28 protein-coding genes are annotated in these 26746 nt (G+C 67.3%); 9 read left to right on the top strand and 19 right to left on the bottom strand.

The genetic code is table 11. From position 1 onward, the window contains the following. Nucleotides 1–6 precede the first annotated feature (6 nt). The 8 genes from RSP45_RS10600 to hrcA all read right to left on the bottom strand — a co-directional run bounded on the left by RSP45_RS10600 (nt 7) and on the right by hrcA (nt 7681). Nucleotides 7–1809 (bottom strand): methanol/ethanol family PQQ-dependent dehydrogenase, encoded by a 1803-nt coding sequence (locus tag RSP45_RS10600; protein WP_073065571.1) that lies wholly within the window; start codon nt 1807–1809, stop codon nt 7–9. 202 nt (nt 1810–2011) lie between these two features. After that, the gene (gene fghA / locus RSP45_RS10595) at nt 2012–2845 is read right to left on the bottom strand and encodes an S-formylglutathione hydrolase (protein WP_415391923.1); all 834 of its coding nucleotides are present in this window, start codon (nt 2843–2845) and stop codon (nt 2012–2014) included. Between the two features lie 3 nt (nt 2846–2848). Further along, nucleotides 2849–3385, bottom strand: a complete 537-nt coding sequence (locus RSP45_RS10590; RefSeq protein WP_415391922.1) for a GNAT family N-acetyltransferase — start codon at nt 3383–3385, stop codon at nt 2849–2851. Further along, entirely contained in the window at nt 3382–4032 is a 651-nt protein-coding gene (locus tag RSP45_RS10585) for an ATP-dependent Clp protease proteolytic subunit (protein WP_415391921.1), read from the bottom strand. The genes RSP45_RS10590 and RSP45_RS10585 overlap by 4 nt, the downstream gene beginning before the upstream one ends. 76 nt (nt 4033–4108) lie before the next feature. Then, nucleotides 4109–5239, bottom strand: coding sequence for an S-(hydroxymethyl)glutathione dehydrogenase/class III alcohol dehydrogenase (locus tag RSP45_RS10580; RefSeq protein ID WP_415391920.1), 1131 nt, complete (start codon nt 5237–5239; stop codon nt 4109–4111). Between the two features lie 96 nt (nt 5240–5335). Continuing rightward, the gene (gene gfa / locus RSP45_RS10575) at nt 5336–5935 is read right to left on the bottom strand and encodes an S-(hydroxymethyl)glutathione synthase (protein WP_415391919.1); all 600 of its coding nucleotides are present in this window, start codon (nt 5933–5935) and stop codon (nt 5336–5338) included. A gap of 126 nt (nt 5936–6061) precedes the next feature. Further along, complete coding sequence (locus RSP45_RS10570; protein ID WP_415391918.1) at nt 6062–6625, bottom strand: nucleotide exchange factor GrpE; 564 nt, start codon at nt 6623–6625, stop codon at nt 6062–6064. A 3-nt stretch (nt 6626–6628) separates the two neighbouring features. Continuing rightward, entirely contained in the window at nt 6629–7681 is a 1053-nt protein-coding gene (gene hrcA, locus RSP45_RS10565; protein WP_415391917.1) for a heat-inducible transcriptional repressor HrcA, read from the bottom strand. 82 nt (nt 7682–7763) lie between these two features. On the opposite strand from hrcA, the gene rph reads away from it, so the two are divergent. The 4 genes from rph to hemW are packed head-to-tail and all read left to right on the top strand — an operon-like array spanning nt 7764 to nt 10642. After that, nucleotides 7764–8477 (top strand): ribonuclease PH, encoded by a 714-nt coding sequence (gene rph / locus RSP45_RS10560; protein ID WP_415391916.1) that lies wholly within the window; start codon nt 7764–7766, stop codon nt 8475–8477. Next, nucleotides 8474–9079 (top strand): RdgB/HAM1 family non-canonical purine NTP pyrophosphatase, encoded by a 606-nt coding sequence (gene rdgB / locus RSP45_RS10555; protein WP_415391915.1) that lies wholly within the window; start codon nt 8474–8476, stop codon nt 9077–9079. Before rph ends, rdgB begins: the two co-directional genes overlap by 4 nt. Continuing rightward, complete coding sequence (locus tag RSP45_RS10550; protein WP_415391914.1) at nt 9072–9446, top strand: RidA family protein; 375 nt, start codon at nt 9072–9074, stop codon at nt 9444–9446. The genes rdgB and RSP45_RS10550 overlap by 8 nt, the downstream gene beginning before the upstream one ends. Further along, on the top strand, nt 9443–10642 hold the full coding sequence (gene hemW / locus RSP45_RS10545) for a radical SAM family heme chaperone HemW (protein WP_415391913.1): 1200 nt from the start codon (nt 9443–9445) through the stop codon (nt 10640–10642). The genes RSP45_RS10550 and hemW overlap by 4 nt, the downstream gene beginning before the upstream one ends. 3 nt (nt 10643–10645) lie before the next feature. Here hemW and RSP45_RS10540 read toward each other — a convergent pair whose 3' ends face one another. The 7 genes from RSP45_RS10540 to hemJ all read right to left on the bottom strand — a co-directional run bounded on the left by RSP45_RS10540 (nt 10646) and on the right by hemJ (nt 17843). Then, nucleotides 10646–11521 carry a ParB/RepB/Spo0J family partition protein gene (locus RSP45_RS10540; protein ID WP_415391912.1) on the bottom strand — a complete coding sequence of 292 codons (876 nt, stop codon included), beginning with the start codon at nt 11519–11521 and terminating at the stop codon, nt 10646–10648. Next, nucleotides 11514–12305 carry a ParA family protein gene (locus RSP45_RS10535; protein WP_415391911.1) on the bottom strand — a complete coding sequence of 264 codons (792 nt, stop codon included), beginning with the start codon at nt 12303–12305 and terminating at the stop codon, nt 11514–11516. The genes RSP45_RS10540 and RSP45_RS10535 overlap by 8 nt, the downstream gene beginning before the upstream one ends. Then, nucleotides 12298–12876 (bottom strand): 16S rRNA (guanine(527)-N(7))-methyltransferase RsmG, encoded by a 579-nt coding sequence (gene rsmG / locus RSP45_RS10530; RefSeq protein WP_415391910.1) that lies wholly within the window; start codon nt 12874–12876, stop codon nt 12298–12300. The genes RSP45_RS10535 and rsmG overlap by 8 nt, the downstream gene beginning before the upstream one ends. Next, the gene (gene mnmG / locus RSP45_RS10525; protein WP_415391909.1) at nt 12873–14732 is read right to left on the bottom strand and encodes a tRNA uridine-5-carboxymethylaminomethyl(34) synthesis enzyme MnmG; all 1860 of its coding nucleotides are present in this window, start codon (nt 14730–14732) and stop codon (nt 12873–12875) included. Before mnmG ends, rsmG begins: the two co-directional genes overlap by 4 nt. Nucleotides 14733–14741: 9 nt before the next feature. Further along, nucleotides 14742–15992 carry a tRNA uridine-5-carboxymethylaminomethyl(34) synthesis GTPase MnmE gene (mnmE, locus tag RSP45_RS10520; protein WP_415391908.1) on the bottom strand — a complete coding sequence of 417 codons (1251 nt, stop codon included), beginning with the start codon at nt 15990–15992 and terminating at the stop codon, nt 14742–14744. Nucleotides 15993–15999: 7 nt separating this feature from the next. Continuing rightward, complete coding sequence (gene rho / locus RSP45_RS10515) at nt 16000–17271, bottom strand: transcription termination factor Rho (protein ID WP_303731171.1); 1272 nt, start codon at nt 17269–17271, stop codon at nt 16000–16002. Between the two features lie 122 nt (nt 17272–17393). Beyond that, complete coding sequence (gene hemJ, locus RSP45_RS10510; protein ID WP_415391907.1) at nt 17394–17843, bottom strand: protoporphyrinogen oxidase HemJ; 450 nt, start codon at nt 17841–17843, stop codon at nt 17394–17396. A 439-nt stretch (nt 17844–18282) separates the two neighbouring features. On the opposite strand from hemJ, the gene RSP45_RS10505 reads away from it, so the two are divergent. From RSP45_RS10505 to RSP45_RS10490, 4 genes are read left to right on the top strand one after another with little or no spacing between them, the layout of a single operon-like run. Next, complete coding sequence (locus RSP45_RS10505; protein ID WP_415391906.1) at nt 18283–19149, top strand: shikimate dehydrogenase; 867 nt, start codon at nt 18283–18285, stop codon at nt 19147–19149. After that, nucleotides 19146–19760 (top strand): dephospho-CoA kinase, encoded by a 615-nt coding sequence (gene coaE, locus RSP45_RS10500; RefSeq protein ID WP_415391905.1) that lies wholly within the window; start codon nt 19146–19148, stop codon nt 19758–19760. Before RSP45_RS10505 ends, coaE begins: the two co-directional genes overlap by 4 nt. Continuing rightward, entirely contained in the window at nt 19753–20469 is a 717-nt protein-coding gene (gene dnaQ / locus RSP45_RS10495) for a DNA polymerase III subunit epsilon (RefSeq protein ID WP_415391904.1), read from the top strand. Before coaE ends, dnaQ begins: the two co-directional genes overlap by 8 nt. Nucleotides 20470–20482: 13 nt before the next feature. After that, nucleotides 20483–21373, top strand: a complete 891-nt coding sequence (locus RSP45_RS10490) for a YihY/virulence factor BrkB family protein (protein ID WP_415391903.1) — start codon at nt 20483–20485, stop codon at nt 21371–21373. Nucleotides 21374–21459: 86 nt separating this feature from the next. Here the strand turns inward: RSP45_RS10490 and RSP45_RS10485 are convergent, their stop codons facing one another. Genes RSP45_RS10485 through RSP45_RS10475 form a run of 3 tightly spaced genes read right to left on the bottom strand, consistent with a single transcriptional unit; the run spans nt 21460 to nt 23981 of the window. Then, entirely contained in the window at nt 21460–23235 is a 1776-nt protein-coding gene (locus tag RSP45_RS10485; RefSeq protein WP_415391902.1) for a sensor histidine kinase, read from the bottom strand. 9 nt (nt 23236–23244) lie between these two features. Then, on the bottom strand, nt 23245–23829 hold the full coding sequence (locus tag RSP45_RS10480) for an RNA polymerase sigma factor (protein WP_234952022.1): 585 nt from the start codon (nt 23827–23829) through the stop codon (nt 23245–23247). A 5-nt stretch (nt 23830–23834) separates the two neighbouring features. Then, the gene (locus RSP45_RS10475) at nt 23835–23981 is read right to left on the bottom strand and encodes a NepR family anti-sigma factor (RefSeq protein ID WP_073065152.1); all 147 of its coding nucleotides are present in this window, start codon (nt 23979–23981) and stop codon (nt 23835–23837) included. A gap of 91 nt (nt 23982–24072) precedes the next feature. On the opposite strand from RSP45_RS10475, the gene RSP45_RS10470 reads away from it, so the two are divergent. Next, on the top strand, nt 24073–24876 hold the full coding sequence (locus RSP45_RS10470) for a response regulator (RefSeq protein ID WP_073065155.1): 804 nt from the start codon (nt 24073–24075) through the stop codon (nt 24874–24876). Between the two features lie 539 nt (nt 24877–25415). Here the strand turns inward: RSP45_RS10470 and RSP45_RS10465 are convergent. After that, nucleotides 25416–26570: a fumarylacetoacetate hydrolase family protein gene (locus RSP45_RS10465; RefSeq protein WP_415391901.1), complete on the bottom strand. Its 1155-nt coding sequence runs from the start codon at nt 26568–26570 to the stop codon at nt 25416–25418. Nucleotides 26571–26746 lie beyond the last annotated feature (176 nt).

The following is a 26746-nucleotide window of genomic DNA, read 5'->3' as shown; positions in this document are numbered from 1 at the left end:
CCGGCCTCAGCCCGGCAGCTCGAACACCGTCAACTGCCCGCCCAGCGCCGTATAGTCGGCCAGCGCTGCATAGCCGCCGACCGCGCCCAGACCTTCGGTCGAGCCGGTCAGCCCGGCGGCAAGCCCGATCCCGGCCCAGCCGCCGACCCCGGACAGCACGCCGATATACTGCTTGTCGTTGTGCATGTAGGTCATGACGTTGCCGATGATCCCCGACGGGGTCTTGAAGCGATAGAGCTCCTTGCCGCTTTCGGCGTCGACGGCCTTAAGATAGCCCTCGAGCGTGCCATAGAACACCACGTCGCCCGCGGTGGCCAGCGCACCGGACCACACCGAGAACTGTTCCGGGTTCGACCACAGGATCTCGCCCTTGATGTTGTCCCAGGCGATGAAGTTGCCCATGCCGCCGTGGCTGTCCGGGGCCGGGAACATCGACAGCGTGGCGCCGACATAGGGCTGGCCGGCGGTATAGGCGACGCGGAACGGTTCATAGTCCATGCAGACGTGGTTGGTCGGCACATAGAACACGTTGGTCTTGGGCGAATAAGCCGCCGGCTGCATGTCCTTGGTGCCCAGCGCCGCCGGGCAGACGCCAGTGGTGTTCTCGTCCTCGCCGTTCTGCTCGGTCGAGTACTGCGCGACCACCTGCGGACGGCCGTACTGGTCGCTTTCGGGGTCCATGACGACCTCGGTGGCCCAGTTCACCGCCGGGTCGAACTTTTCGGCCACCAGCAGCTCGCCGGTTTCGCGGTCGAGCGTATAGGCAAAGCCGTTGCGGTCGAAATGGGTCAGCAGCTTGCGCATCTGGCCGTCGACTTCCTGGTCGGTCAGGATGTTCTCGTTGACGCCGTCATAGTCCCATTCGTCGTGGGGCGTCATCTGATAGAACCACTTGGCCATGCCGGTGTCGACATCGCGGGCCATGATGGTCATCGACCATTTGTTGTCGCCCGGGCGCTGCGCCGCGTTCCAGGTCGAGGGGTTGCCGGTGCCATAGTAGAACAGGTTCAGGTCCGGATCATACGAGAACCAGCCCCAGATCGGGCCGCCGCCGATCTTCCACTGGTCGCCTTCCCAGCTGTTGAGCGAGCTGTCGGCGCCGATCGGCTTGCCCAGATGGGTGGTGGTTTCCGGGTCGACCAGCAGCTCCTCGTCCGGGCCGGTGGACCAGGCCTTCCACGCGACCGAGCCGTCGGCCAGGTTCAGCGCCGTCACCCGGCCGCGCACCCCGTATTCGCCGCCCGAGATCCCGACCATCAGCTTGTCCTTGACCGGCATGGTGGCCATGGTCAGGGTTTCGCCGATCGCAGGGTCGCCGATCTTGGTCGACCATTTCACCTCGCCGCTTTTCGCATCCAGCGCCACGACGGTGGTGTCGGCCTGCGACAGGAGGATCATGCCGTCGGCATAGGCAAGGCCGCGGTTGACGGTATCGCAGCACATCACCGCGATCACGCTGGGATCCTGCACCGGCTCATACCGCCAGATGATGCGGCCGTTGTCGTTGAGGTCGAGGGCGAAGACGTTGTTGGGGAAGGGCGTGTGGACATACATCACGTCGCCGATCACCAGCGGCGCGCCTTCGTGCCCGCGCAGCACCCCGGTCGAGAAGGTCCAGGCGACGCGCAGGTCGCCGACGTTGTCGCGGTTGATCTGGTCCAGCTGGGAATAGCGGGTGTTGGCGTAGTCCATCGTGGGCAGCGCCATCTGCGCCGGATTGGCGATCGCCTCGTGCACGCTGTCATTGGCCAGAAGGGCCGAGCTGGACAGCAAGAGCGCCACGGTGGCGCCGGTCAGCGTCAACTTCATCATATCCTCCCCCATTTCGCCCGGCACGGATGATGGTGCGGGCATCGGAGGACAGGTTTCGCCGGGTCGGAGCTTTCGTCAACGTTGGTATGCCGAACCTAGCCAGAAAGTCTTAGCAACTCTGGCAACCCGGCGGGAAATTTCGGCAATTCCACAAAATGCATCCCGCCGGACAGGCCGCCCCGGTCAGGGGCGGCGCCGGTCAGGCCAGCCGCTCGGCGTGCCAGAACACATGGTCGCCGATGAAGCTGTTGACGAAGAAATAGCTGTGGTCATAGCCCGGCTGCATCCGGAACCAGCCCGGCTGGCGGCGCGCCATCATCGCCTGCGCCAGGGTTTCCGGCTTGAGCAGGTCCAGGAACTGGTCGCTGGCGCCCTGGTCGATCAGCACCTCGCCGGGGTAGCCGCGCTCGACCATCAGCAGGGTGGAATCATGGGGGACCCAAGCGGCGCGATCCTCGCCCAGATAGGCGGTCAGCTGCTTGCGGCCCCAGTCCGAATCGCTGGGATTGGCGATCGGAGCAAAGGCCGAGACGCTGCGGTAGCGGTCGGGGAGGGTCATGGCGATGGTCAGCGCGCCGTGGCCGCCCATGGAGTGGCCGGTGATTCCCTGCGCCTGCGCATCCAGCGGGAAGTTCTCGCAGACCAGTGCCGGAAGTTCCTCGACCACATAGTCCCACATGCGGAAATGCGGCGCCCAGGGGTCCTGGGTGGCGTTGACATAGAACCCGGCGCCCTGTCCCAGGTCATAGGCGTCGTCATTCGCCACCCCTTCGCCGCGGGGCGAGGTGTCGGGGAACACCAGCGCGATCCCGGCCTCGGCCGCGAATTGCTGGGCGCCGGCCTTGGTCATGGCGTTTTCATGGGTGCAGGTCAGCCCCGACAGATACCACAGCACCGGCACCTTGCCCGCCTGCGCATCCGGCGGCAGATAGACGGCAAAGGTCATGTCGGTGCCGGTGGCCTGCGACTTGTGGCGATAGACGCCCTGAATGCCCCCGAAGCTGCGGTTTTCCGAGACGGTTTCCAGCGTCATCGCCTAATCCCCTTTCGTCAGATCGTGATACATCACCAGCGCGTCCACATGGCCGAGCCGCGGGTGATCAAAGGCACCGGGCAGGCGGCCGACAACCTCGAACCCGGCCTTCTGCCACGAATGGACGGCATCTTCGTTCGTAGCGACGACAAAGTTGAACTGCATGGCCCGGAACCCCTGCGCGCGCGCCCAAGCCTTGGCGTGGGCCACCATCGCGGCCGCAATGCCGCGGCCGCGGGCATCCGGGTGGGTCACGAAACCCGCATTCGCCACATGGGCGCCGCCGCCGGGGCGGTTGCGGCCGATATGGCTGCTGCCGAGCACCCGCCCGTCCAGCTCGGCCACAAACACCAAAAACGGGGTGGCGAACCAATCCGCCAACGCGTCGTCGCGCGAGATGTCGCGGGGGATGCAATAGGTTTCCCCGGCCCGGTAGACGGGTTCGAGGATCCCCCAGATCGCCTCGTGATCGGCCGGGGTGGCGGGGCGGATCGCCACCGCCACCGGCCGTGTCGCGGCCCCGGCCGCTGTGAGGGTCATTTCAGCTCGTCAACGCTGCGGATCACCCGACCCAGCAGGCCGTAATCCAGCGCCTCTTGCGTGTTCAGCCAGAAATCGCGCTGGGTGTCCTTCTCGATCCGCTCGACGCTTTGGCCGGTGGCGTCGGCGAAGATCTGGTTCAGCCGGTCGCGCATCAGCCGCACCTGTTCCGCCTGGATCATCATGTCGGACGAGGTGCCGCCGATCCCGCCCGAGGGTTGGTGGATCAGGAAGCGGGTGTTGGGCAGGCAGAAGCGGTTTTCCCGCTCGGCCCCGACAAAGATCAGCGCCCCGGCCGAGGCCACCCAGCCCGAGCCGATGGTGCGCACCGCGGGCCGGATGAACTTGATCACGTCATGGATCATGTCGCCCGATTCGACATGGCCGCCGGGGGACGAGATCAGCATGTTGATCGGCTTGTCGCTGTCCTCGGCCAGCGCCAGCAGATGCGAGACGGTGCGCTGCGCCAGCTTGTCGTTGATCGTCCCGGCGACGATCACCGTGCGCGAACGGAAATACAGCCGGTCGATCGAGGGGCTTTGCGGCAGGCCCAGATCCTCGCCCTGCTGCCGGTCCTCGCGCCGCTCATCCTCGTCGTCGTCGTCATCGTCGTCATTCAGGCTGTGGGGCGGAAACGGGCGCAGCATGGGTCATCCTTTCAGCGTTGCGGCGGGACACCCGGAACGGGCCCCGCCGCAGTCTTACCTAAGCAACCGTTGAGGATCAGTAAATGACGACCGAGCGGATGGATTCGCCCGCGTTCATCAGATCGAAGCCCTTGTTGATGTCATCCAGCGGCATGGTGTGGGTGATCATCGGGTCGATCTCGATCTTGCCGTCCATGTACCAGTCGACAATCTTCGGCACATCGGTGCGGCCGCGGGCGCCGCCAAAGGCCGTGCCCTTCCACACCCGGCCGGTGACCAGCTGGAACGGGCGGGTGCTGATTTCCGCCCCCGCCGGCGCCACGCCGATGATGATCGACTGGCCCCAGCCGCGATGGGTGCATTCCAGCGCGTCGCGCATCACCTTGACGTTGCCGGTGGCGTCGAAACTGTAGTCGGCGCCGCCGATCTGGTCGAAGGGGGTCTTCGTCATCTCGACGATTTCCTGCACGACCGGGCGCTCGATTTCCCTGGGGTTGATGAAATGGGTCATGCCGAAGCGCTCGGCCATGTCCTTCTTATCGTTGTTCAGGTCCACCCCGATGATCATGTCGGCGCCGGCCAGCCGCAGCCCCTGGATCACGTTGAGACCGATCCCGCCCAGGCCGAACACCACCGCCTTGGCACCGATTTCCACCTTGGCGGTGTTGATCACCGCGCCGATGCCGGTGGTGACGCCGCAGCCGATGTAGCAGATCTTGTCGAAGGGCGCGTCCTCGCGCACCTTGGCGACCGCGATTTCCGGCAGCACCGTGTAGTTCGAGAAGGTCGAGCAGCCCATGTAGTGGTGGATCGGGGTGCCGTCGAGCATCGTGAACCGGGTGGTGCCGTCGGGCATCAGCCCCTGACCCTGGGTGGCGCGGATCGCGGTGCAGAGGTTGGTCTTGCCCGACAGGCAAGAGGCGCACTGCCGGCATTCGGGGGTGTAAAGCGGGATCACATGGTCGCCCGGCTTGACGCTGGTGACGCCGGGGCCGACCTCGACCACCACGCCCGCGCCTTCATGGCCCAGGATCGAGGGGAAGATCCCCTCGGGGTCGGCGCCGGACAGGGTGAATTCGTCGGTGTGGCAGATGCCGGTGGCCTTGATCTCGACCATCACCTCGCCGGCCTTGGGGCCTTCGAGGTTGACCTCCATGATCTCGAGCGGTTTGCCGGCTTCCAGCGCGACGGCGGCACGGGTTCTCATGGTCTTCTCCTTGGATTGCGGCCGTCTGGCCCGTCATGGATGCCGAAAAGGGCCGGACGGTGGCCGGCCCCCGAAGGCGGTCTTGCGTGGGCAGGCTTACACGTCAAGCGTGTTGAACTTGCCGGATTTCTTGGCGACATGGGTCGCGATGGCGTCCATCAGCGGCGGCGACAGCGCGTCATAGGGTTCCAGCCCCAGTTCGCGCAGCCGGCCACGGATGGCGTCCATGCGGTCGGGATTCACGCCCGCCTCGATCACCGAGGACACGAAGGCCGCGAACTCGGGCGGCGACCAGCCGGTTTCGTCCGACAGCTCGGTATGGACGAAATCCAGCCCGTAGAACGGATGCTCGGTATTCTCGATGCGTCCGTACATATGGGCGCCGCAGCCGTTGCAGGCGTGGCGCTGGATCGGGGCGTCGCGGTTCACCACCGCCAGCTTGTGGCCGTTGCTGGTGACCTCGACCGCATCGCGGCTGACGACGGCGACCTGGCTGAAGGCCACCCCTTGCGGCTTCCAGCACTTGGTACAGCCACAGACGTGGTTATGTGCGGTCTGGGCGCTGATGCGGACCTCGACCGGATCGCTGGAACACAGGCAGCGCAGGGTGCCGCCGGCGAAGCCGGGACTGGCCTGCGACCTTACCCCCTGGTCGACGGCGGGGTGTATTCTGGGGACTGCGGTGTCTGCTGGCATGGTCCGTCCTCCGCTTGCACGATGGAGGAAGGTTAGACCGGGGCCGGCGGGGATCAAGTCGGATGAAGGTTGTATCCCGGGCCCGGGGGCCGGACCCCCGGCGGGGCCCGGGCCGCCGCTGTGGGCTTAGCTGGCGGGGGTCGAGGAGACGCCGACCTGCGCCGCCCGCAGCAGCCGGTCGTGGATGCGGAACCCGTCCACCATCACCTGGATGATGTCGCCGGCCTTGGTGCCGGGGACCGGGGCCTCGAACATCGCCTCGTGCAGCAGCGGGTCGAAACGGTCGCCGATGGCGGGGGCGATCACCTCGATCCCGTGGCGGCCGAAGACGTTGGCCAGCTCGCGCAGGGTCAGCTCGACCCCCTCGACCAGCTGCGGGGCGACGCTGCGGTCGGCGGCCTCGATGGCGCGGTTCAGCGCGTCATAGACCGGCAGCAGGTCGCGGGCGAGCTTGCTGCCGCCGTAATTCTCGGCCTCGCGCCGGTCCTTTTCGGCGCGCTTGCGGGCGTTTTCGGCATCGGCCAGCGCGCGCATGAACCGGTCGCGGTAATCGTCGCGTTCGGCCCGCAGCGTGGCGATGCGCGGGTCCTCGCCCTCTTCATCCAGCGGGTCGAGCGCCAGCGGGTCGGCGAGATCGAGATCGTCGTTCATCTGGTCGGACTGTCCGTTGGGGGTCTGAGTGTCGTTCATCTTTCATCCTTTGCGGTCGGAGAGAACCCGGCCGACCAGCTGTGCGGTGTAGTCCACGATCGGGACGATTCTTCCATAATTCAGGCGCGTCGGTCCGATCACCCCGACCGCGCCCACGATTTTGCGGTCAGCGTTCATATAGGACGAAACCACCAGAGAGGAACCCGAAAGTGAGAAAAGCTGGTTCTCGGATCCGATGAAGATGCGCACGCCCTCGGCCTCTTCCGCCAGCTCGAGAAAGCGGGCGATGTCGCGCTTGCGTTCCAGGTCGTCGAACAGGCTGCGGATGCGGTCGAGATCGGCGAGTTCGTGTTCCAGCAGGTTGGCGCGACCGCGCACGATCAGCTGCGGGTCGGGGGCATCGGCGTCCCAGGAGGCCAGCCCGGTTTCCACCAGCTGCGCGGCGAGGCTGTCGAGATCCTGCCGGGCGCGGGCCAGATGCTCGGCGATGTCGCGGCGCAGCTGGGAAAGCGTCTGGCCCTCGCCCCGCGCGGACAGGAAATTGCCGGCCTCACGCAGCGAGCTGGGGGTCTGGCCGGGCGGGGGCGTGAACAGGCGGTTTTCGACCCGGCCGTCGGCAAAGACCAGGATCACCAGCGCCCGGTCGGGCGCAAGGCTGACGAACTCGATATGGCGCAGCGGGGCCTCGTCCTGGCGCGGCATCAGCACCACCGAGGCGCCGCGGGTGATGGTCGAGAGCGCCGTCGACACCCGGTCCAGCAGCACGCTGGTATCGGCCGGGACCTCGCCCATGATCTCGGCGATGCGGGCGCGGTCCTCGGGGCCGACGGGGCCGACCTCCATCAGCCCGTCGACGAACAGCCGCAGCCCGAGCTCGGTCGGGAAGCGCCCGGCCGAGACATGCGGGCTGTCGAGAAGACCCATGAATTCAAGGTCCTGCATGATGTTGCGGATCGTTGCGGCGGAAACCGTCATGCCCCGTGTCAGGCTGCGCGAGCCGACGGGATCGCCGGTTTCCAGATACGCCTCGACCACGCGGCGGAAAACCTCGCGGGAACGGTCATTCAGGTCGGAAAACTGCTGCGGCTGGGGCATTCGGGTTGCGGCGGGCTGGTTGGGGCCTGTAATTGACGTAACTCTTGCATTTGGCCCGGTTGGGGCCGGGAAAGGATCACCGATGCGACCCTCTGGCCGGAAATTAGTCGAACTGCGCCCGATTTCAATTGAAACCGGGGTGATCACGCACGCCGAGGGGTCCTGTCTAATCCGGGTGGGCGGCACCCATGTGCTGTGCACCGCCTCGGTCGAGGAAAAGCCGCCGGCATTCCTGCGCGGCACCGGCCAAGGCTGGGTGACCGCGGAGTACGGGATGCTGCCGCGCGCCACCCATTCGCGCAACCGGCGCGAGGCGGCGGCGGGCAAGCAGTCGGGGCGCACGCAGGAAATCCAGCGGCTGATCGGGCGGTCGCTGCGGGCGGGCGTGGACCGGCTGGCGCTGGGGGAACGGCAGATCGTGGTGGATTGCGACGTGATCCAGGCCGACGGCGGCACCCGCTGCGCCGCAATCACCGGCGGCTGGGTGGCGCTGCGGCTGGCGGTGAACCGACTGCTGTCGGCGCGGCTGCTGACCAGCGATCCGATTCTGGACCATGTGGCGGCGGTCAGCTGCGGGATCTATGCCGGGCAGCCGGTGGTGGACCTGGATTACGCCGAGGACAGCGAGGCCGGCACCGACGGCAATTTCGTGCTGACCGGCGTCGGGCGGCTGGTCGAGGTGCAGATGTCGGCCGAGGGTGCGGCGTTTTCGCGCAGCGAGATGGACGCGCTGCTGGACCTGGCGCAGGCCGGCACCGCCGAGCTGGTCGCCGCCCAGAAGGCCGCAGTGGCATGAGGCGCCTGACCGGGCCGCGGCTGCTGGTCGCCACCCATAACGCCGGCAAGCTGGACGAGATGCGGGCGCTGTTCGCCCCGCACGGGATCGAGGTGGTGGGCGCGGCCGAGATGGGCCTGGCCGAGCCGCCCGAGACCGAGGACAGTTTCATCGGCAACGCCCGCATCAAGGCGCGGGCGGCGGTCGAGGCCACCGGCCTGCCGGTGCTGGCCGACGACAGCGGCATCACCGTGGACGGGCTGGACGGGGCGCCGGGGGTGCAGACCGCCGACTGGGCGGAAACGCCGCAGGGACGCGACTTCATGCAGGCGATGCGACGCACCTGGGACAAGCTCGAGGCGCGGGGTGTGCCCGAGCCACGGCGGGCGCAGTTCCGCGCCACGCTGCTGGTGATGTGGCCCGACCTGCACGAGGAGGTGTTCGAGGGGATCGCGCCGGGCCGGCTGGTCTGGCCGCCGCGCGGGCAGCTGGGCCATGGCTACGACCCGATCTTTGTCCCCGACGGGCATGACCGCAGCTATGCCGAGATGAGCGCCGACGAAAAGAACGCCATCAGCCACCGCGCCGAGGCGTTCCGCAAGCTGGAGGTTGTCCTTGCGTAGGATCTCGACCGGATCGCCTTTCGAGGCTGCGCTTGGCTATAGCCGGGCGGTGGTGAAGGGGCCGTGGTGCTTCGTCTCAGGGACCACGGGCTATGACTACGCGGCAATGACCATGCCGGACAGCGCCGCCGAGCAGGCGCAGAACGCCTTTGCCACCATCTTTGCCACGCTGGCCGAGGCGGGATTTGCGCTCGCCGACATCGTGCGCGTGCAATACACGGTGACCGACCCGGCGCTGGTAAAGGAGATCGCGCCGGTGCTGGGCGAGGCGATGAAAGAAGTCCGGCCCGCTGCCACCATGGTTGTCGCCGGGCTCATACGCCCCGAAATGAAGGTCGAGATCGAAGTGACCGCGTTCCGGGGATGACCCAGCAAATGTCCTCTGCCACTGCCAGCATCGCCGCGGAGCCTCTGGGCGAGGACTGGCAGGCGGGCGGGTTCGGGCTGTATGTGCACTGGCCGTTCTGTGCCTCGAAATGTCCCTATTGCGATTTCAACAGCCATGTCGCGGCGCGGATCGAGCAGGCTTCGTGGCTGGATACCTATCGCACTGAAATCGCGCGGGTTTCCGCCGAGACGCCCGGCCGGGTGCTGCGCAGCATCTTTTTCGGCGGCGGCACGCCCTCGCTGATGGAGCCGGAGGTGGTGGCGGGGGTAATCGCCGCCGCGCGGGCAGGCTGGGGGTTTGCCAACGACATCGAGATCACCCTGGAGGCCAACCCCGGCAGCGTCGAGCGCGGGCGGTTTGCGGGTTATGCCGAGGCCGGGGTGAACCGGCTGTCGATGGGGGTGCAGGCGCTGAACGACGCCGATCTGCGGCGGCTGGGGCGGATGCACAGTGTCGCCGAGGCGCGTGCGGCCTTCGAGGTGGCGCGGGCCTGTTTCCCGCGGGTGAGCTTTGACCTGATCTATGCGCGGCAGGACCAGAGCCGCGAGGCCTGGGCGGCGGAGCTGCGCGAGGCGCTAGCGATGGCAGTGGACCATCTGTCGCTGTACCAGCTAAGCATCGAGGACGGGACGGTGTTCGGTGCGCGCGCGGCGGCGGGGCAGTTGCGTGGGCTGCCGGGCGACGATCTGTCTGCGGACATGTACCTGGAAACGCAGGACATTCTGGGGGCGGCGGGGATGCCGGCCTATGAAATTTCCAACCACGCGCGCGAGGGCGCCGAAAGCCGGCATAATCTGGTCTATTGGCGGCAGGGCGACTGGGCCGGGGTGGGTCCGGGGGCGCATGGGCGGCTGACACTGGGCGGGCAGCGTTGGGCGACCGAGGCGCATCGGGCGCCGGGGGCGTGGCTGGCGGCGGTGCGGGAGGGCTCGGGCGAGTTGCCGCGCAGCGCCTTGCCGCTGGAGGAGCAGGCGACGGAGTATCTGCTGATGTCGATGCGGCTGGCCGAGGGAATGGAGATCGCCCGCTTTGAGCGGCTGGCGGGGCGCGGGCTGGATCCCGCGCGGGTTGCGACGCTGGTCGAGATGGGGATGGTCGAGATCGGTGAAGGCCGGTTGCGTGCTACTGCAGCCGGGCGTCCGCTGCTGAATGCGATCCTGCGCGAGCTGGCCTGAGCTCTAGAACCCGCCGCCGAGCGCCTGGCAGAGCCGGTCGAGCTGGTCGAGGTCGCGGTAGGTGATGGTCAGCCGGCCGCCGTCCTGGCCCGCGTGCTCGATCCGGACCCGCATCTTGAGCTGCGCCGACAGATCCGATTCCAGCGCCAGCGTATCGGCATCCTTTTCGCTGCGGATGCGCGGGGTTTCCGGTTTCGGCTGGGTGGCCTGGCGGGCCAGCGCCTCGGTCTCGCGCACGGACAGGCTGCGCTCGATCACCTTGCGGGCCATGGCGACCGGGTCGGGGGCGGTGATCAGCGCCCGCGCGTGCCCGGCGGTCAGCTTGCCGTCGCGGACGAAACCCTGCACCTGTTCGGGCAGATTGAGCAGCCGCAGCAGGTTGGAGATATGGCTGCGGCTCTTGTCCAGCGCCTCGGCGAGGCGTTCCTGGGTGTGGCCGAAGCGATCCATCAGCTGGCGGAACGAGGCGGCTTCCTCGATCGGGTTCAGGTCGGCGCGCTGGATATTCTCGATCAGCGCGACTTCCAGCACCTCGGTGTCGTCCAGCTCGCGGATCAGCACCGGCAGCTCGTGCAGCTGCGCGATCTGGGCCGCACGCCAGCGGCGTTCGCCGGCGACAATCTGGTAGAGATCGGGCTCGGTCGGGTGGGGACGTACGATCAGCGGTTGCAGGACGCCGCGATTGCGCAGCGATGCGGCGAGTTCGTTCAGCGCATCGGGGTCGAACTGCCGCCGCGGCTGGTCGGGGTTGGGGATGATCTGTTCGACCGGCAGGGTCTGGGGCGCCTTGGCCGCGGCGCCAGGGACGAGTTCGACATCGGCCATCAGCGCCGACAGGCCACGGCCAAGCCCGGCCCGGCGGGGTTTCGGATCAGCCATGCGCTGCTGCCTTTCCTGAAGATTTGAGCCCCTTGGCCAGCAGTTCTGCGGCGAGCGCGCGATAGGCGCTGCTGCCTTTCGACTGCGGATCGTAATGGATCACCGGCAGGGCGTGGGAGGGGGATTCTGACACGCGAACATTGCGGGGGACCACGGTCTGGAACACCAAGGGGCCCAGGGTCTTGCGGGCGTCAGCCTCGACCTGCTGCGACAGTTTATTGCGGGAATCGGCCATGGTCAGCAGGATTCCTTCGATCCGCAGGTCGGGATTGGCTGAGGACCGCACCTCGCGCACGGTCAGCATCAGCTGCGAGAGGCCTTCCAGCGCATAGAATTCAGCCTGCAGCGGCACGATGACGCTATCGGCCGCGACCATGGCGTTCAGCGTCAGCAGCCCCAGCGCCGGCGGGCAGTCGATCAGCACGATGCCGCGGGCAGGCCGCAGCGCATCCGCCAGCAGCTGGGTGCGGCGCGGGCGGGCGGCGATGTCCAGTTCGGCCGAGGCGAGGTCGGCGGTGGCGGGGACGATGGCGAGGTTCGGAATGCCGCTGTCCTGCACTGCCTCGGTCCAGTCGGCGTCCCCGATCAGCAGGTCGTAGCTGGTCGTCCGGCGCCCGTCGGCGTCGATTCCCAGGCCCGTCGAAGCATTCCCCTGAGGATCGAGGTCGACGATGGTGACCTGGAGCCCCTGTTCGGCCAGCGCCGCCCCGAGATTGATCGCGGTGGTGGTCTTGCCTACCCCGCCCTTCTGGTTTGCGACGGCGATGATCATGCGCTCAGCCATGGCGGATATTGCTGATCTGGAGGATGGCGGCATCGGGGTCAGTGGTGCTGGGATGGATTTCGGCGTCAAAGCGCCAATTCCGGCGGGCTGCAGTCAGCTCGGTCTGCCAGTTTCGTCCCTTCATGAGCCATGCCGTTCCGTCTTGTGCCAGATGCCGGTCTAGATATGGCACAAGCCGGTCCAGCGGGGCAAGCGCCCGGGCGCTGAGATTGGCGGCATCGGCGGGGGGCAGCTCTTCGATGCGGGCGGCCGTGGCGGTGCAGTTCACCAGCCCCAGCTGTCGGATTGCGGTCTGCAGGAACGCCACCTTGCGGCGGTCCGAATCGACCAGCTGCACCGGCAGATCGGGGTGGAAGATCGCGACGATTAGGCCAGGCAGACCGCCGCCGCTGCCGATATCAAGCCAAGGGCCTTGCGGCTCGGGCTGCAGGAGAGCCAGCTGCGCGCTGTCGGCGATATGGCGCTGTTCAAGCTGGTCCAGAGAGGCCGGCGCAACCAGGTTGATCGCCGGATTCCATTTTCGGATCAGGGCCGCGTACTGCGCCAGCCTTGCTTCACGTGAAGCACTCACGCCGCCGCCGTCCCGCAGTTCCGGGCGATACCAATCAGCAGGGTGAGCGCGGCTGGGGTCATACCCTCGATGGCGCTTGCCTGGGCGATGGTGGCAGGGCGGGTAGCGGCGAGCTTGGCCTGCAATTCATGCGAGATGCCGCGGATCTGCTGGTAATCCAGATCCTGAGGCAGGCGCATCTGTTCGTTGCGGCGAATATCGGCAGCATCGCGGGATTGCCGGTCGGTGAATTGCGCATAGATCGCGTCGTTGCGCAGCATCTGAAGCACCTCTTCGTCAGCGACCAATTCCGGCGGAAGCAGCGGTAGCACCGCAGGCTGGGGCAGATCCACCTGACCTAGCAGACCAAAGGCCGTGCGGCGATGCCCGTCCTGCCGGACGGCGATACCATGGCCAGCCAGTTGCTGCGGCGTAAAGCTGATCGATTCGACCCGCGCCTGCCCGGAGGTGAAACGCTGCAGCTTGTCGCAGAATCGCTCTGCCCGCTCGGCACCCACCAGCCCGATTTCCATGCCCAACGGGGTCAGCCGCCGGTCTGCATTGTCGGCGCGAAGCGACAGGCGGAATTCGGCGCGAGAGGTAAACATCCGGTACGGCTCGGTGACGCCGCGGGTGATCAGATCATCGATCATCACTCCGATATAGCTTTCGGTGCGGCTGAAAATCACCGGCGAGCGGGTTTGTGCCGCAAGCGCCGCATTCATCCCCGCAACCAGCCCCTGTGCCGCGGCCTCTTCATAGCCGGTCGTCCCATTGACTTGACCGGCCAGATACAGCCCGGCAACCGCACGGGTTTCCAGCGTCGGCTGCAGGCTGCGGGGGTCGATATAGTCGTATTCCACGGCATAGCCCGGCTGTACGATTTCGGCCGACTCCAGCCCGCGGACCGAGCGGATATAAGCCTGCTGCACATCCTCGGGCAGCGAGGTCGAGATGCCGTTCGGATAGACCAGCGGACTGTCCAGTCCCTCGGGCTCCAGGAAAATCTGATGCGAATCCTTGTCGGCGAACCGGACGATCTTGTCCTCGATCGAGGGGCAGTAGCGCGGCCCCGCCCCTTCGATCCGCCCGCCGTACATGGCCGAGCGGAGCAGGTTTTCCCGGATGATGCGATGGGTTTCCGGGTTCGTATGGGTGATCGCGCAGGAGAGCTGCGCCACCGCAGGTGCGGAATTTAGAAAGGACAGCATCGTCGGGGGATCGTCGCCCGGTTGCTGCTCCAGACTATCCCAGTCGATCGAACTGCGCAGCAGCCGCGGCGGGGTGCCGGTCTTCAACCGTCCCAGCGGCAGGTTCAGCGCCAAAAGCGACCTCGACAGACCGCTGGCCTGGTCATTCCCCCAGCGCCCGGCTGGACGCGAGACATCGCCGATATGAATGGTTCCGTTCAGGAACGTCCCGGCCGCCACCACCACGGCACTGGCCACCAGTGCGGTGCCGCCAGCCAGCTCCACCCCGGCAACCCGGTTCCCCGCCAGTGCCAACGCCTTGACCTCGCCCAGCACCACCTCCAGGCCATTCAGCTTGCGCAGCTCTCGCCCTGCCGCAGCACGGTAAAGTCCCCGGTCGGCCTGCGCCCGCGGCCCCTGCACCGCCGGCCCCTTGCGCCTGTTCAGCAACCGGAACTGGATTCCTGCCGCGTCGGCCAGCCGACCCATCAGCCCATCCAGCGCATCGACCTCGCGCACCAGATGCCCCTTGCCCAGCCCGCCGATGGCTGGGTTACAGGACATGGTCCCCGCATCGTCGGCCCGCATCGTCACCAGCGCCACGCGCACGCCCATCCGCGCCGCTGCCGCGGCTGCTTCCAGGCCGGCGTGGCCAGCACCGATGACAATCACATCGTAATGTTTCACGTGAAGCACCTATTTTCCGATGCAGAAGCGCGAGAAGATTTCATCCAGATAGTCATCCGGGGCGATCTTCCCAACCACCTCGCTTAACCGATGTGAGGCCTGCCGCACCGCTTCCGCCAACAGCTCCGCCGGCTGCCCCTTGCGAACCGCCAGCACCGCCAGCGCATCCTCCAACGCATCGGCCTGCCGCTTACGCGTCACCAGCCCGGCACCCGCGACCCGCTCCGCCAGGCGTCGCCGCACGTCCTCCAGCATCTCAGAGAGGCCCGCCCCCGTCACTGCGGAAATCCCCCGACCGCCCAGATCCGCTTTCGACCGCAGGACCAGATCCCCGTCCTGGTAAAGCTCCTCCACCGCACGCCCGTCCCCGGACAGATGCAGCCGCAGATCCGCTCGCCGGGCCCGGTCGCGCGCGCGGTCTACCCCCAGCCCTTCGACAAAATCCTCAGCGTCGCGCAAACCGGCAGTGTCCAGGAATGTCACCGCCAACCCGCCCAACTCGGTATGCAGCTCCAACACGTCGCGGGTGGTACCGGCCACATCGCTGACCAGCGCCATCTCACGCTGCGCGATCCGGTTCAACAACGACGACTTCCCCGCATTCGGAGGACCGACGATCGCCACCTCGAACCCCGCCCGCAGCCGTTCCGCCGCCGGCAGCCCGGCCACCGCCGCGGCGATATCCACCCGCACCGAGTCCAGCAGCTCGAACACCTCGTCCGGAACCTCGTCCGGAACCTCCTCATCGGCAAAATCCAGCGAGACCTCGATCAGCGCCCCCGCCCGCACCAGCCGCTCGCGCAGCCCCTCGGCCCAGCGCGCCAGCTCGCCCGAAACCACCCGCATCGCCTGCTGTCGCTGCGCCTCGCTCTCGGCCGCCAGCAGGTCGGACAGCGCCTCGACCTCGCTCAGCGCCAGCGCCCCGTTCAGCAACCCGCGGCGGGTGAACTCACCGGCCTCGGCAAGCCTCGCTCCGCGGGCACGCAGCGCCGCCTCCAGCCGCCGCACCACCACCGGCGCGCCATGCAACTGGAACTCCACCACCGCCTCGCCGGTAAAGCTGGCACCCTCCTCAAAGCGGATCACCAGCGCCCGGTCGATCAGGTCGCCATCACGCAGCGACCGCAGCTCCGCCCGCCGCGCCACCGGCAGTTTTCCGGCGATCGCCTCGGCGATGCTGCGCGCCTCGGGCCCGCTCAGCCTTACGACCGAGACCCCGCCCCGCCCCGCAGGCGTCGCTTCGGCATAGATCGTGGACATCCCATGCTCAGGCGTTCATCGAATCGAAGAATTCAGCGTTGGTCTTGGTCTGTTTCAGCTTGGAAATCAGGAACTCGATGGCATCCGTCGTGCCCATCGGGTTCAGGATCCGCCGCAGCAGATAGGTCTTCTGCAGATCCTTCTGGTCGACCAGCAGCTCTTCCTTGCGGGTCCCGGACTTCAGGATATCCATCGCCGGGAACACTCGCTTGTCCGCCACTTTGCGGTCCAGCACGATCTCGCTATTGCCGGTGCCCTTGAACTCCTCAAAGATCACCTCGTCCATGCGGCTGCCGGTGTCGATCAGCGCGGTGGCGATGATGGTCAGCGAGCCGCCTTCCTCGATGTTCCGCGCCGCGCCAAAGAACCGCTTCGGCCGCTGCAGGGCATTCGCGTCCACGCCCCCGGTCAGCACCTTCCCCGAGGACGGCACCACCGTGTTGAACGCCCGCCCCAGCCGGGTGATCGAATCGAGCAGGATGACAACATCCCGCTTGTGCTCGACCAGCCGCTTGGCCTTTTCGATCACCATCTCGCTGACCGCAACGTGACGCGAGGCCGGCTCGTCGAAGGTCGAGGACACCACCTCACCCTTGACGGAACGCTGCATGTCGGTCACTTCCTCGGGTCGCTCATCGATCAGCAGCACGATCAGATAGCATTCCGGGTGATTTTTCTCGATAGAATTCGCGATGTTCTGCAAAAGCACCGTCTTGCCGGTGCGCGGCGGCGCCACGATCAGCGACCGCTGCCCCTTGCCAATCGGCGCCACCAGGTCGATGATCCGGGCAGACCGATCCTTCACCGTCGGATCGTCCAGTTCCATCTTCAGCCGCTCATTGGGGTAAAGCGGGGTCAGGTTGTCAAACGCGACCTTGTGCCGGGCCTTTTCGGGGCTTTCGAAATTGATCTTCTCAACGCTGATCAGGGCGAAATAACGCTCATTCTCGCCGGGCGCCCGGATCACCCCCTCGACCGTGTCGCCGGTGCGCAGGCTGAACTGCCGGATCATGTCGGGGCTGACATAGATGTCGTCGGGACCGGGCAGATAGTTCGCCTCGGGCGAGCGCAGGAACCCGAACCCGTCCTGCACCACCTCCAGCACGCCGTCGCCGCCGATCTCGAATCCTTCCTCGGCATGTTCCTTGAGCAGTGAGAACATCATCTCGCCCTTGCGCATGGTCGAGGCGTTCTCGATCTCCCATTCCTCGGCGATGGCCAGCAGATCGGCCGGGCTCTTGGCCTTGAGGTCGGCGAGGTTCAGACGTTCCTGGCTCATCATGTCATCCATACGGCGCAGCGGCCCCGGAACGGGCGCGGCAACAGATCCTGTGTCGGAAGAGATCACCCCGGACGGGGCGCGCCTCGCCACATAATGCAGATCGCCCGCAAAGTCAAACTTCAGAACTTGAGGATCACCGACAGCACGATCACCACCATGAACAAGGTCGGGATCTCGTTCGCGATCCGATAGGTACGGCCGCTGGCGCCCTCGCCCCGCATCAGCTTGCGGCGGTGGATCATCAGCCAGTGGTGGAACACCGTCATCCCCAGCACCGCCGCCGCCTTGGTCCAGGGCCAGAGCAGCGACCAGTCCACGACCCCCGGCGTGAATACCAGCGCCAGCCCCGCCACCCAGGTCGCGATCGAGGCCGGCCCCATGATATAGCGCAAAAGCTTGTGCTCCATGATCTCGAAGCTGGCGGCGGGCTCGCCTGGGGCCTGCGCGCGCTCGGCGTGATAGACGAACAGCCGCGGCAGATAGAACAGCCCCGCCATCCAGGAAATCACCGACATCACATGGAAGGCCTTGATCCAGAGATAGGCGTCCGAAAGCCAGTCGGTCAGCATGGGCGGTCTCCTTCGCCTTCTGTCTTCTTCATAAAGAAAAGATTCAGAAAGATTGATGTGGTCAGTAGGCGCAGTGGGTATCTGAACCATCATGCGCCGCGGGATTCAATCCACGCTTTGCCGCAGTGGACAAATCGGTGGAGGAACTGGCATACCAAACCAGTAATATTATTTTAATCAATGATTTAAACGGTTCTAACCCCTCTGTGGAAAACCCGCCTGTCCGCAGCCTGTGGACAATTCGGGCGCAGTTATGCGCCTGTGGATGGATCCCGGGCGTTCCCGTTAAGTCCCGCGGCTTCATCCACGCGGCTCCGCGGACCCCGATCCGCGCACATGGCGGTCACAGGGTTTCCCACCAGACTGTCCACAGGTGCTGCCGGCTTCCCCTCGAATCCGCCGCGCGCTAGAGATGGGGCGACATGGAACGAGGATGCGGATGACACAGGCCCCCGACAGCGCTGCTGACGCCCCGCCCGCGGTGGCGGTGCCGCTCTCCGGGGTGATCGGCTGGCCGGTCGCGCATTCACGCTCGCCCCGGCTGCATGGCCACTGGCTGGCCCGCTACGGCATCAAGGGCCATTACGTGCCGCTGGCGGTGGCGCCCGAGCATCTGGCGCAGGTGCTGCGCGCGCTGCCCCGCGCCGGGTTCGTCGGTGCTAATATCACCATCCCGCACAAGGAATCGGTGCTGGCGCTGGCCGATATCGTCACCGACCGCGCCGCCCTGATCGGGGCCGCCAACACGCTGATCTTCCGCGAGGATGGCCGCATCCACGCCGACAACACCGACGGCTACGGTTTCGTCACCAATCTGCGCCAGCAGGCCCCCGAATGGCTGCCGGACTCCGGCCCCGCCGCGGTGATCGGCGCCGGCGGTGCCGCCCGCGCCGTGGTCGCGGCGCTGCTGGAATGCGGTGTGCCGGAACTGCGCATCGCCAACCGCACCCGCATCCGCGCCGACCAGCTCAAGGCCGATTTCGGCGCCCGCGTCGTGGTCTATGACTGGGCGCAGGTCGGGAACATGCTGGAAGGCGCCGCCACCATCGTCAACTGCACCTCGATGGGGATGGAGGGCGCGCAGCCCCTGCGGCTGCCGCTGGATGCGATGTCGCCCGACGCTCTGGTCACCGATCTGGTCTATACCCCGCTCGACACGCATTTCCTGCGCGATGCGCGGGCGCGCGGCTGCACCACCGTGGACGGGCTGGGGATGCTGCTGCACCAGGCCGCGCCGGGGTTCGAGCGCTGGTTCGGCATCCACCCGCAGGTGGACGAGGACCTGCGCCGGGCGGTGCTGGCATGAGCTTCCGTCTGGGCCTGACTGGCGGCATCGGCATGGGCAAATCCACCACCGCCGCCATGTTCGCCGCCCGCGGCGTGCCGGTCTGGGACGCCGACGCCGCAGTGCATCGGCTCTACGCCCCCGGCGGCGCTGCGGTGGCCCCGGTTGCCGCCGCCTTTCCGCAGGCGCTGGCCGAGGATGGCGGCATCGACCGCGCCGCGCTCAGGCGCGTGCTGGCCGATACGCCTGCGCGGCTGGCGGAACTGGAAGCCATCGTCCACCCGCTGGTCGCCGCCGACCGCGCCGATTTCATCGCCGCCAATGTCGCCGCTCCGGTGGTGCTGCTCGACATCCCGCTGCTGTTCGAGACCGGGGCGCAGGCGCAGATGGACGGCGTCGCCGTGGTCTCGGCCCCGGCCGAGGTGCAGCGCGCCCGCGTCCTCGCCCGCCCCGGCATGGACGACACCACGCTGGACCTGATCCTGTCGCGGCAGATGACCGATGCCGACCGCCGCGCCCGCGCCCGCTGGGTGATCCCGACCGACACGCTGGACCGCGCGCAGGCCGCCGTCGACGCCATCCTTGCCGAAATCGCTGCCGAAACCAAAGCCGAAAGCCTGCCCGATGCGTGAGATCGTCCTCGACACCGAAACCACCGGCTTCGACCCCGACACCGGCGACCGCATCGTGGAAATCGGCGCCATCGAGCTGCTGAACCACCTGCCCACCGGCCGGCATTTCCACGTCTACATCAACCCCGAACGCGACATGCCGGCCGAGGCGCTGGCGGTCCACGGGCTGACCAGCGAGTTCCTGTCCACCAAGCCCAAATTCGCCGAGATCGCCGCCGAGTTCATCGAGTTCATCGCCGAGGATTCCCGGCTGGTGATCCATAATGCCCCTTTCGACATGAAGTTCCTCAACGCCGAGCTGCGCCGCTGCGGCCATCCGCCCATCGCGATGGATCGCGCGCTGGATACGGTTACGATGGCACGCAACAAATTCCCCGGCGCCCCGGTGTCGCTGGATGCGCTGTGCCGGCGCTGGGGCATCGACAACTCGGGCCGCACCCTGCACGGCGCGCTGCTGGACAGCGAGCTTCTGGCCGAGGTCTATCTGGAGCTGATCGGCGGCCGCCAGCCCGACCTTGTGCTGGTGACCGAGACCGCGGCGGCCGACCCCGGCGCCGCCGCCTCGGGGCCGATCCGTCCGCGCGCGCCCCGCCCTCGCCCGCTGCCGCCGCGCCTGACCGAGGGCGAGCGCCACGCCCATGCCGAGTTCGTCGCTCGCATGGGCGAGAAATCGCTCTGGCTGCGCTTTGCCGCCACCGCCACGCCATGACCAGGGGCGCGTGATGTTCGGCTATCTGCGCGAATCCATCGGCTTCGTGCAATCGCTGTTCGAGCGGATGGACAAGATCCACATGGGGCTGATCGCCGCCGGGGTGGCGTTCTACGCCATGTTCGCGGTGTTCCCCGGGCTGGCGGCGCTGATCGCGCTGTGGGGACTGTGGTTCGACCCGGTGCTGCTGCAGGACTACGACCAGCTTGTGGACGAGTTCGTCCCGCCCGAGGCTGCGCAGATCCTGCACACCCAGATCGACGCGCTGATTTCCGGCGGCCGCACGCAGCTGGGCTGGACCTCGGGGATTTCCTTCCTGATCGCCACCATCGCGGCGCGCGCCGGGGTGAATGCGCTGGTGCGCGGGCTGAACGCGGCGCATGGGGTGCGGTCACATTCGACGATCTTCGGCTGGGTGCTGGCCTATGTGCTGACCCTGGCCATCGTCGGCATCGTGGTGCTGGGGCTGGCGACCATCGTCATGGTGCCGCTGGCGTTCAATTTCCTGGACCCCGGCCCGCTGCGCAGCTGGCTGCTGAGCACGATCCCCTGGGCGGCAATGTTTGCCATCGTGCTGATCGCGATCGGGGTGCTTTACCGCTACGGCCCCAACGTGAAATCCCCGCGCACGCCGTTCTTCACCTGGGGGGCGCTGTTCGCGGCGCTGGCCTGGGCGGCGGCCTCGGTGGCGTTTTCGGCCTATCTGACCAGCTTCAACAGCTACAACCGCATCTACGGCTCGATCGGGGCGGTGGTGGCGCTGCTGATGTGGTTCTACATCGCCGGGTTCTCGGTGATGATGGGCGCGCTGATCAACGTCGAGCTGGACCGCCATCGCCGCCTGGTCAAGGCCCGCAAGGCCCGCGCCCTGGCCCGCAAGATGGCCCCCGGCCGCAAGAGCTGACCGCCGCGCAGGCCCGGCTGGGGGCGCTGCCCCAGACCCCGGGATATTTGTGCAAGGAAGAACCCCGCGGGCTGGATCCGCCCGCTTCAGTGCCGCGCCCCCTCGCGCGCGGCCGAGGTCAGCACCACCCGCCGGGTTTCGCTGTCCAGCAGCGTGGCGCCGGTTTCCGGCAGGAAGCGCAGATACAGCCGGTACACCCCGTCCTGCGTGGTAATCAGCGCCTCGCTGTCCAGCTGCATGGCAAAGGCCTCGATCAGCTGGTTGCCAAGTCCCGTGCCCTCGACTTCCGAGGTGCCCCGGCCCAGCGAGTTCTCGATGGTCAGCTCGGCATGGCCATCCGCGGCGCGGTGCAGGCGCACGCAGACCCAGGGACGCTCGCGCCCCTCGGGGATGCCGGCGTATTTCAGCGCGTTGGTAAAGGCTTCGGTGGTCAGCAGGGTCAGCGGCACCGCCTGGTCGGGCAGCAGGGTCAGCGGTTCCAGCCTGGTGTCGATCTCGATCGAATACTCGCTGACTACCGAGGCGGTGGACATCTGCCCGATGATGTCGCGCACCAGCTGGTCGGCCTCGACCGATTCCAGATGCTCGGCCTGATAGAGGTTCTTGTAGATCGTCGCCAGCGAGGCCACCCGGTCCTGCACCGAGCGCAGCACCCGCTTGGCGTCGGGGTCGTCGATCACCCGGCTTTGCATGTTGATGATCGAGGCGATCAGCTGCAGGTTGTTCTTGACCCGGTGGTGGACCTCTTTCAGCAGCACGGTCTTTTCGGCGACGGCCTCTTCCATCGCGGCCTCGTCGCGGATCAGGATCCGGGCCATGTTGTGGAAGGTCTCGCTGACGTCGCGGATCTCGCCGGGGGCGGTTTCCAGCACCGGCGGCGGCACCACGCGGTTGCCCAGGGCAAAGCGGCGCATCTGCCCGCGCAATTCGCGCACATGGCGCAGCACCAGCCGGTCCACGGCAAAGAACGCCACCGCCAGCGACACCAGCCACAGCGCCACCGGGAACAGCACCGCGACGAACCGCGACAGGCTGAGCCCGGCGACCCCGGTCAGGCGCGGGCTCCAGCTGCCAAGCGCATAGACCAGATCCGGCACCACCGGCACCACCGAGAACACCCGCTTTTCCCCGGAATTGGAGATGGCGCTGAAGGTGGTGTCGGTCCTCTGCACCAGCTCGGCCAGCGTGACCCCCCGCGGCAGGATCGCCATCGCGTTTTCCTGGGTGCCGAAATCCCCGATCAGCGGCCGTCCGGTGTTGCTGAAGGACAGGATCCGCGCCCCGTCCGACCAATAGGCGGAAATATGGGTCGAGCGCAGCAGGTCGTGGGACAGCGACAGCGCCACATAGCCCAGCAGTTCCAGATCGCGGTAAAGCGGCTGCATCACGATCACCACCGGCAGCCCCGACCAGGGGCCCTGCGCCGCCGAGGTGATCAGCGTGCCCGGGTTCTTCATGAACTCGCGGAACTGCGCCGTGCCGGACATGTCGCGGATCTGGCTGTTGGCCGAACAGATGTTGCGCCCGCTGGTGTCGGTGAAGCCGGCATAGACGAAGGACGGGCTGCTTTGCACGAAATCATGCATCATCCGCGAACAGGTGGCCGGGTCGTCCAGCATCGCCAGCACCGAGATGCCCAGGGCGTCGGCGGTGGCGATGGCGCCCTGCAGCAGCGCCCGCTCGCCGGCGGCGGCGGCGGCGGTGCGGCCCTGGATGGCGATCTCGGCGGAACGCTCGGCCTCGCGCGACAGGTGCAGCGTCTGCAGGATCGAGATCATCCCGATCGGCAGGATGGCGATGCTGAGCAGCATCCCCAGCCGGAACCCGAGCCTGCGGGCGAAATCTGCGCCCCAGCGCAACATCCCGGGCCGTTACCGGGAAACGGGGTGGTTCACCGCCATCACGGCCAGCGTTGCGCTGTCGGTCATGTCCAGGTCCTCGCCCTCGGCCATCTGCATCAACTCGGCCAGCTTGCGGCGGCCGCGGTTCGCGCGCGACTTGACCGTGCCGACCGCGACGCCGGTCATCTGCGCTGCCTCTTCGTAGGAAAATCCCGAGCCGCCGACAAGGATCAACGCCTCGCGCTGCTCGTCGGGAAGCTGCTCGAAGGCGACCTTGAAGTCATTCATCGCCAGCCGCCCGTCATGTTCGGGCCGGGTCGCCTGCCGGGCGGCATGGATGCCGTCGCTGTCGCTGACCTCGCGCCTGGTCTTGCGGCGGGCGGAATAGAAGGTATTGCGCAGGATGGTGAACAGCCACGCGCGCAGGTTGGTGCCGGGCTGGAACTTGTCGATGTTGGTCCACGCCTTGACGATGGTGTCCTGCACCAGATCGTCGGCCGAGGCGGATTCCCGCGTCAGCGACAGCGCAAAGGCCCGCAGCGCCGGCAGGTGGTCCACCAGCTCGTCGCGCGGATTGGGGCCCGAAAGGGCCTGGCCGTCTGTTGACCTGCCCACGCGCGTCATTCCTGTTTGCGCAACTGATCGAGCAAGGCCAGGAAGCGGTCGGGCACCTCCTGGCTTGCATCCTGCTCGTACACGCGCCGCAGATTCTCGTCGATCTGCTTTTCCAAAGCGGCGCGTTTACGGTCATCCCGCTTTGTGTTCATCTATTTGTTTGCCCCGGTAAGCTTGTGCGCACGATGCCCAACGGTTACAAAACGTCAAGGTTCCCCATGGGGATAATTTCGAGGTTTACGCATGTCTGCTGCTGATCTGGCCCAATCCATCGGCCGCGAGCTTCCCTATCTGCGCCGCTATGCGCGCGCCCTGACCGGAAGCCAGACCGCGGGCGACAACTACGCGGCGGCGACGCTGGAGGCGATCCTGTCCGACCGCGAGCTGATGGATGCCGAGGACACCAGGATCGGGCTGTTCCGCACCTTTCACGCCATCTGGCAAAGCTCGGGCCAGCCGGTGGCCAGCGAAAACCAGTCCACCCGCGAAGCCGCGGCCCAGGCGCATCTGCGCGGCCTGACCGCCAACTCGCGCGAGGCGCTGCTGCTGCGCACGATCGAGGAACTGCGCTACGACCAGATCGCCCGCATCATGCAGATCGACCAGTCCGAGGCCGAAGAGCTGGTGCAGATCGCCCTGAACGAGATGGGCCGGGCGATCCGCGGCCGGGTGATGATCATCGAGGATGAAACCATCATCGCCATGGACCTGAAAGGCATCGTGCAGGCCATGGGGCACGAGGTGACCGGCGTCGCCCGTACCCATTCCGCCGCGATCGAGCTGGCCGCCGACAACCGCCCGGCGCTGATCCTGGCCGACATCCAGCTGGCCGACGGCTCGTCGGGCATCGACGCGGTGAACGAGCTGATGGGCAGCCTTGGCGACGTGCCGGTGATCTTCATCACCGCCTTCCCCGAGCGGCTGCTGACCGGCGACCGCCCGGAACCGGCCTTCCTGATCTCCAAGCCCTATTCGGAAGAACAGGTGCGCTCGGCCGTCAGCCAGGCGATGTTCTTCGCCTCGACCGAGGGGCTGGGCACGGCCTGAACCCGCGCCGAAGGCCACCCGAAAGCCCGCCCTTGCCGGCGGGCTTTTTGCATCCAGGGGGGCGGGACGGAGCCTTGCCGGTTGCAGCCGCGTTGCCCAAAAACAACGGCGCAGCAGAAAGGCCATCAGTCTGGCAACCCGGTGTCGTCGTTCGGGCCGGACTGGTCCCGCGAAATACCGCGGTGCTGCTGGGATCCCTCGCGCCGGCTTCTACAAAGCCTGCGCGCCCATGAGGAACCAGCAACGCCGCTTTCCCGGCGGTGCTGCTGCCCGCAACACTCTCCGCTCGCAAGCCCGCGCCCGCTCCATGGGCGGCTTCGCCGAAGGCAAGCCGATCGACGTCACCCCATGCGCGAGCGGATCGCTTCTTCTGCCCTGGGGCCGCGCTCGGGGATAGAACCTGCGGCGAACAGCGGTGCTGCCGCCACTGTGCTATCGACGTAAATCTACCCCGCCAGCGGCAAGCCCGCGGCCGGCAAGCGCCAGGCGGAGTTTTCCCGACACCCGTCCCACACGGCGACATCCAGCACCCCCAAGCCTCAGCCCCCAGCCTCCTGCACCAGCAGCCCCCGCGCTGCCAGGTTGCGCATCAGTGCGCCCGTGCCGAAGCGCCATTCCGGGCATTCCGTGGACAGCGCCACGCGGTTGACCAGCGCCCCCAGCCGCGGTTCGGAAATCGTCACCACGTCGCCGGGGTGGTGGGTGAAGCCCTGGCCGGGGGCGTCGCGGTCCTGGGTGGGGGCGAACAGCGTGCCCAGATACAGCATGAACCCGTCGGGATACTGGTGGTGGCGGCCGCAGGCCTGCGCCACCAGATCTTCGGGGTCGCGGCTGATCCGCGCCATCGAGGAACTGCCCTCCAGCACGAACCCGTCCTCGCCCTCGACCCGCAGCGCCAGCTCGGCCCGGCGCACGTCGTCGATGCCGTAGCCCGCGTCGAACAGCCGGATGAACGGCCCGATCGCGGCCGAGGCGTTGTTGTCCTTGGCCTTGCCCAGCAGCAGCGCCGAGCGCCCCTCGACGTCGCGCAGGTTCACGTCGTTGCCCAGGGTCGCGCCCCGGACCCGGCCGCGGCTGTCCACCGCCAGCACGATTTCTGGCTCGGGGTTGTTCCAGCGGCTGATCGGGTGCAGCCCGACCGGCGCGCCCCAGCCGACCGACGCCATGGGCTGGCACTTGGTGAAGATCTCGGCGTCCGGGCCGATGCCGACCTCGAGATATTGCGACCACAGCCCCTCGGCTTGCAGGGCGCGCTTGACCTCGGCGGCGCGCTCCGATCCCGGCACGATGCCGCGCAGATTGTCGCCGATGGCCGCGCCGATGCGGGCGCGGATGCCGGCGGCCAGGTCGGGGTCGCCCGCGGCCTGTTCCTCGATCACCCGCTCGACCATGGAATCGGCGAAGGTCACGCCGCTGGCCTTGATCGCCTGCAGATCGGCGGGCGACAGCAGCCGCAGCGCGTCCTCGCCGGCGTTCGTAGCCGCCAGATCCTCCAGCGCACACAGCGCCTCGCCCGGCTGCGCGTCCAGCCAGCCGCAGGGATCCTCCATCTCCAGCAGGTCGCGCATGGTCGGCGCCTCGGCCGAGGTCACGTCCACGACCATGCCGTCGCGCAGCACCACCAGCGCCGGCCCGACTCCCGGCCGCCACACCCGCCCGACGAAATGCCCATCCCCCGGTAGCCCGAAGCTCATGCTGTCCCTCGCTCTCATCCAAGGCCGCGGATGGTATACCAATGCGCCGCCAAGACAAGCGCCGCCCGGCTCTTTCATCTTGCCCCAAATATCCCGAGGCGCGGGCAGCGCCTCTTCGACGGCCGCCGCTTTACAGGCGTCCGACAAATGGTATACCAGAATCATGCGCCGCCCAC

This window comes from Paracoccus sp. SJTW-4 (assembly GCF_047716885.1).
Taxonomy (GTDB): Bacteria; Pseudomonadota; Alphaproteobacteria; order Rhodobacterales; family Rhodobacteraceae; genus Paracoccus; species Paracoccus solventivorans.
Note: the sequence above shows the minus strand (reverse complement) of the source record. Positions and strands in the feature narration are given on the sequence as shown.

Excerpts from the sequence above, each read along its gene's own strand:
- RSP45_RS10540 (WP_415391912.1), bottom strand. The coding sequence starts at position 11,521 with ATGGCTGATCCGAAACCCCGCCGGGCCGGGCTTGGCCGTGGCCTGTCG.
- RSP45_RS10580 (WP_415391920.1), bottom strand. The coding sequence starts at position 5,239 with ATGAGAACCCGTGCCGCCGTCGCGCTGGAAGCCGGCAAACCGCTCGAG.
- rho (WP_303731171.1), bottom strand. The coding sequence starts at position 17,271 with ATGAGCCAGGAACGTCTGAACCTCGCCGACCTCAAGGCCAAGAGCCCG.
- RSP45_RS10485 (WP_415391902.1), bottom strand. The coding sequence starts at position 23,235 with ATGTTGCGCTGGGGCGCAGATTTCGCCCGCAGGCTCGGGTTCCGGCTG.
- RSP45_RS10490 (WP_415391903.1), top strand. The coding sequence starts at position 20,483 with ATGTTCGGCTATCTGCGCGAATCCATCGGCTTCGTGCAATCGCTGTTC.
- fghA (WP_415391923.1), bottom strand. The coding sequence starts at position 2,845 with ATGACGCTGGAAACCGTCTCGGAAAACCGCAGCTTCGGGGGCATTCAG.
- gfa (WP_415391919.1), bottom strand. The coding sequence starts at position 5,935 with ATGCCAGCAGACACCGCAGTCCCCAGAATACACCCCGCCGTCGACCAG.
- RSP45_RS10535 (WP_415391911.1), bottom strand. The coding sequence starts at position 12,305 with ATGGCTGAGCGCATGATCATCGCCGTCGCAAACCAGAAGGGCGGGGTA.
- RSP45_RS10505 (WP_415391906.1), top strand. The coding sequence starts at position 18,283 with ATGACACAGGCCCCCGACAGCGCTGCTGACGCCCCGCCCGCGGTGGCG.
- dnaQ (WP_415391904.1), top strand. The coding sequence starts at position 19,753 with ATGCGTGAGATCGTCCTCGACACCGAAACCACCGGCTTCGACCCCGAC.
- RSP45_RS10570 (WP_415391918.1), bottom strand. The coding sequence starts at position 6,625 with ATGAACGACACTCAGACCCCCAACGGACAGTCCGACCAGATGAACGAC.
- hemW (WP_415391913.1), top strand. The coding sequence starts at position 9,443 with ATGACCCAGCAAATGTCCTCTGCCACTGCCAGCATCGCCGCGGAGCCT.
- RSP45_RS10590 (WP_415391922.1), bottom strand. The coding sequence starts at position 3,385 with ATGACCCTCACAGCGGCCGGGGCCGCGACACGGCCGGTGGCGGTGGCG.
- coaE (WP_415391905.1), top strand. The coding sequence starts at position 19,146 with ATGAGCTTCCGTCTGGGCCTGACTGGCGGCATCGGCATGGGCAAATCC.
- rdgB (WP_415391915.1), top strand. The coding sequence starts at position 8,474 with ATGAGGCGCCTGACCGGGCCGCGGCTGCTGGTCGCCACCCATAACGCC.
- RSP45_RS10585 (WP_415391921.1), bottom strand. The coding sequence starts at position 4,032 with ATGCTGCGCCCGTTTCCGCCCCACAGCCTGAATGACGACGATGACGAC.
- RSP45_RS10600 (WP_073065571.1), bottom strand. The coding sequence starts at position 1,809 with ATGAAGTTGACGCTGACCGGCGCCACCGTGGCGCTCTTGCTGTCCAGC.
- hemJ (WP_415391907.1), bottom strand. The coding sequence starts at position 17,843 with ATGCTGACCGACTGGCTTTCGGACGCCTATCTCTGGATCAAGGCCTTC.
- RSP45_RS10470 (WP_073065155.1), top strand. The coding sequence starts at position 24,073 with ATGTCTGCTGCTGATCTGGCCCAATCCATCGGCCGCGAGCTTCCCTAT.
- hrcA (WP_415391917.1), bottom strand. The coding sequence starts at position 7,681 with ATGCCCCAGCCGCAGCAGTTTTCCGACCTGAATGACCGTTCCCGCGAG.
- RSP45_RS10475 (WP_073065152.1), bottom strand. The coding sequence starts at position 23,981 with ATGAACACAAAGCGGGATGACCGTAAACGCGCCGCTTTGGAAAAGCAG.
- RSP45_RS10465 (WP_415391901.1), bottom strand. The coding sequence starts at position 26,570 with ATGAGCTTCGGGCTACCGGGGGATGGGCATTTCGTCGGGCGGGTGTGG.
- rph (WP_415391916.1), top strand. The coding sequence starts at position 7,764 with ATGCGACCCTCTGGCCGGAAATTAGTCGAACTGCGCCCGATTTCAATT.
- mnmE (WP_415391908.1), bottom strand. The coding sequence starts at position 15,992 with ATGTCCACGATCTATGCCGAAGCGACGCCTGCGGGGCGGGGCGGGGTC.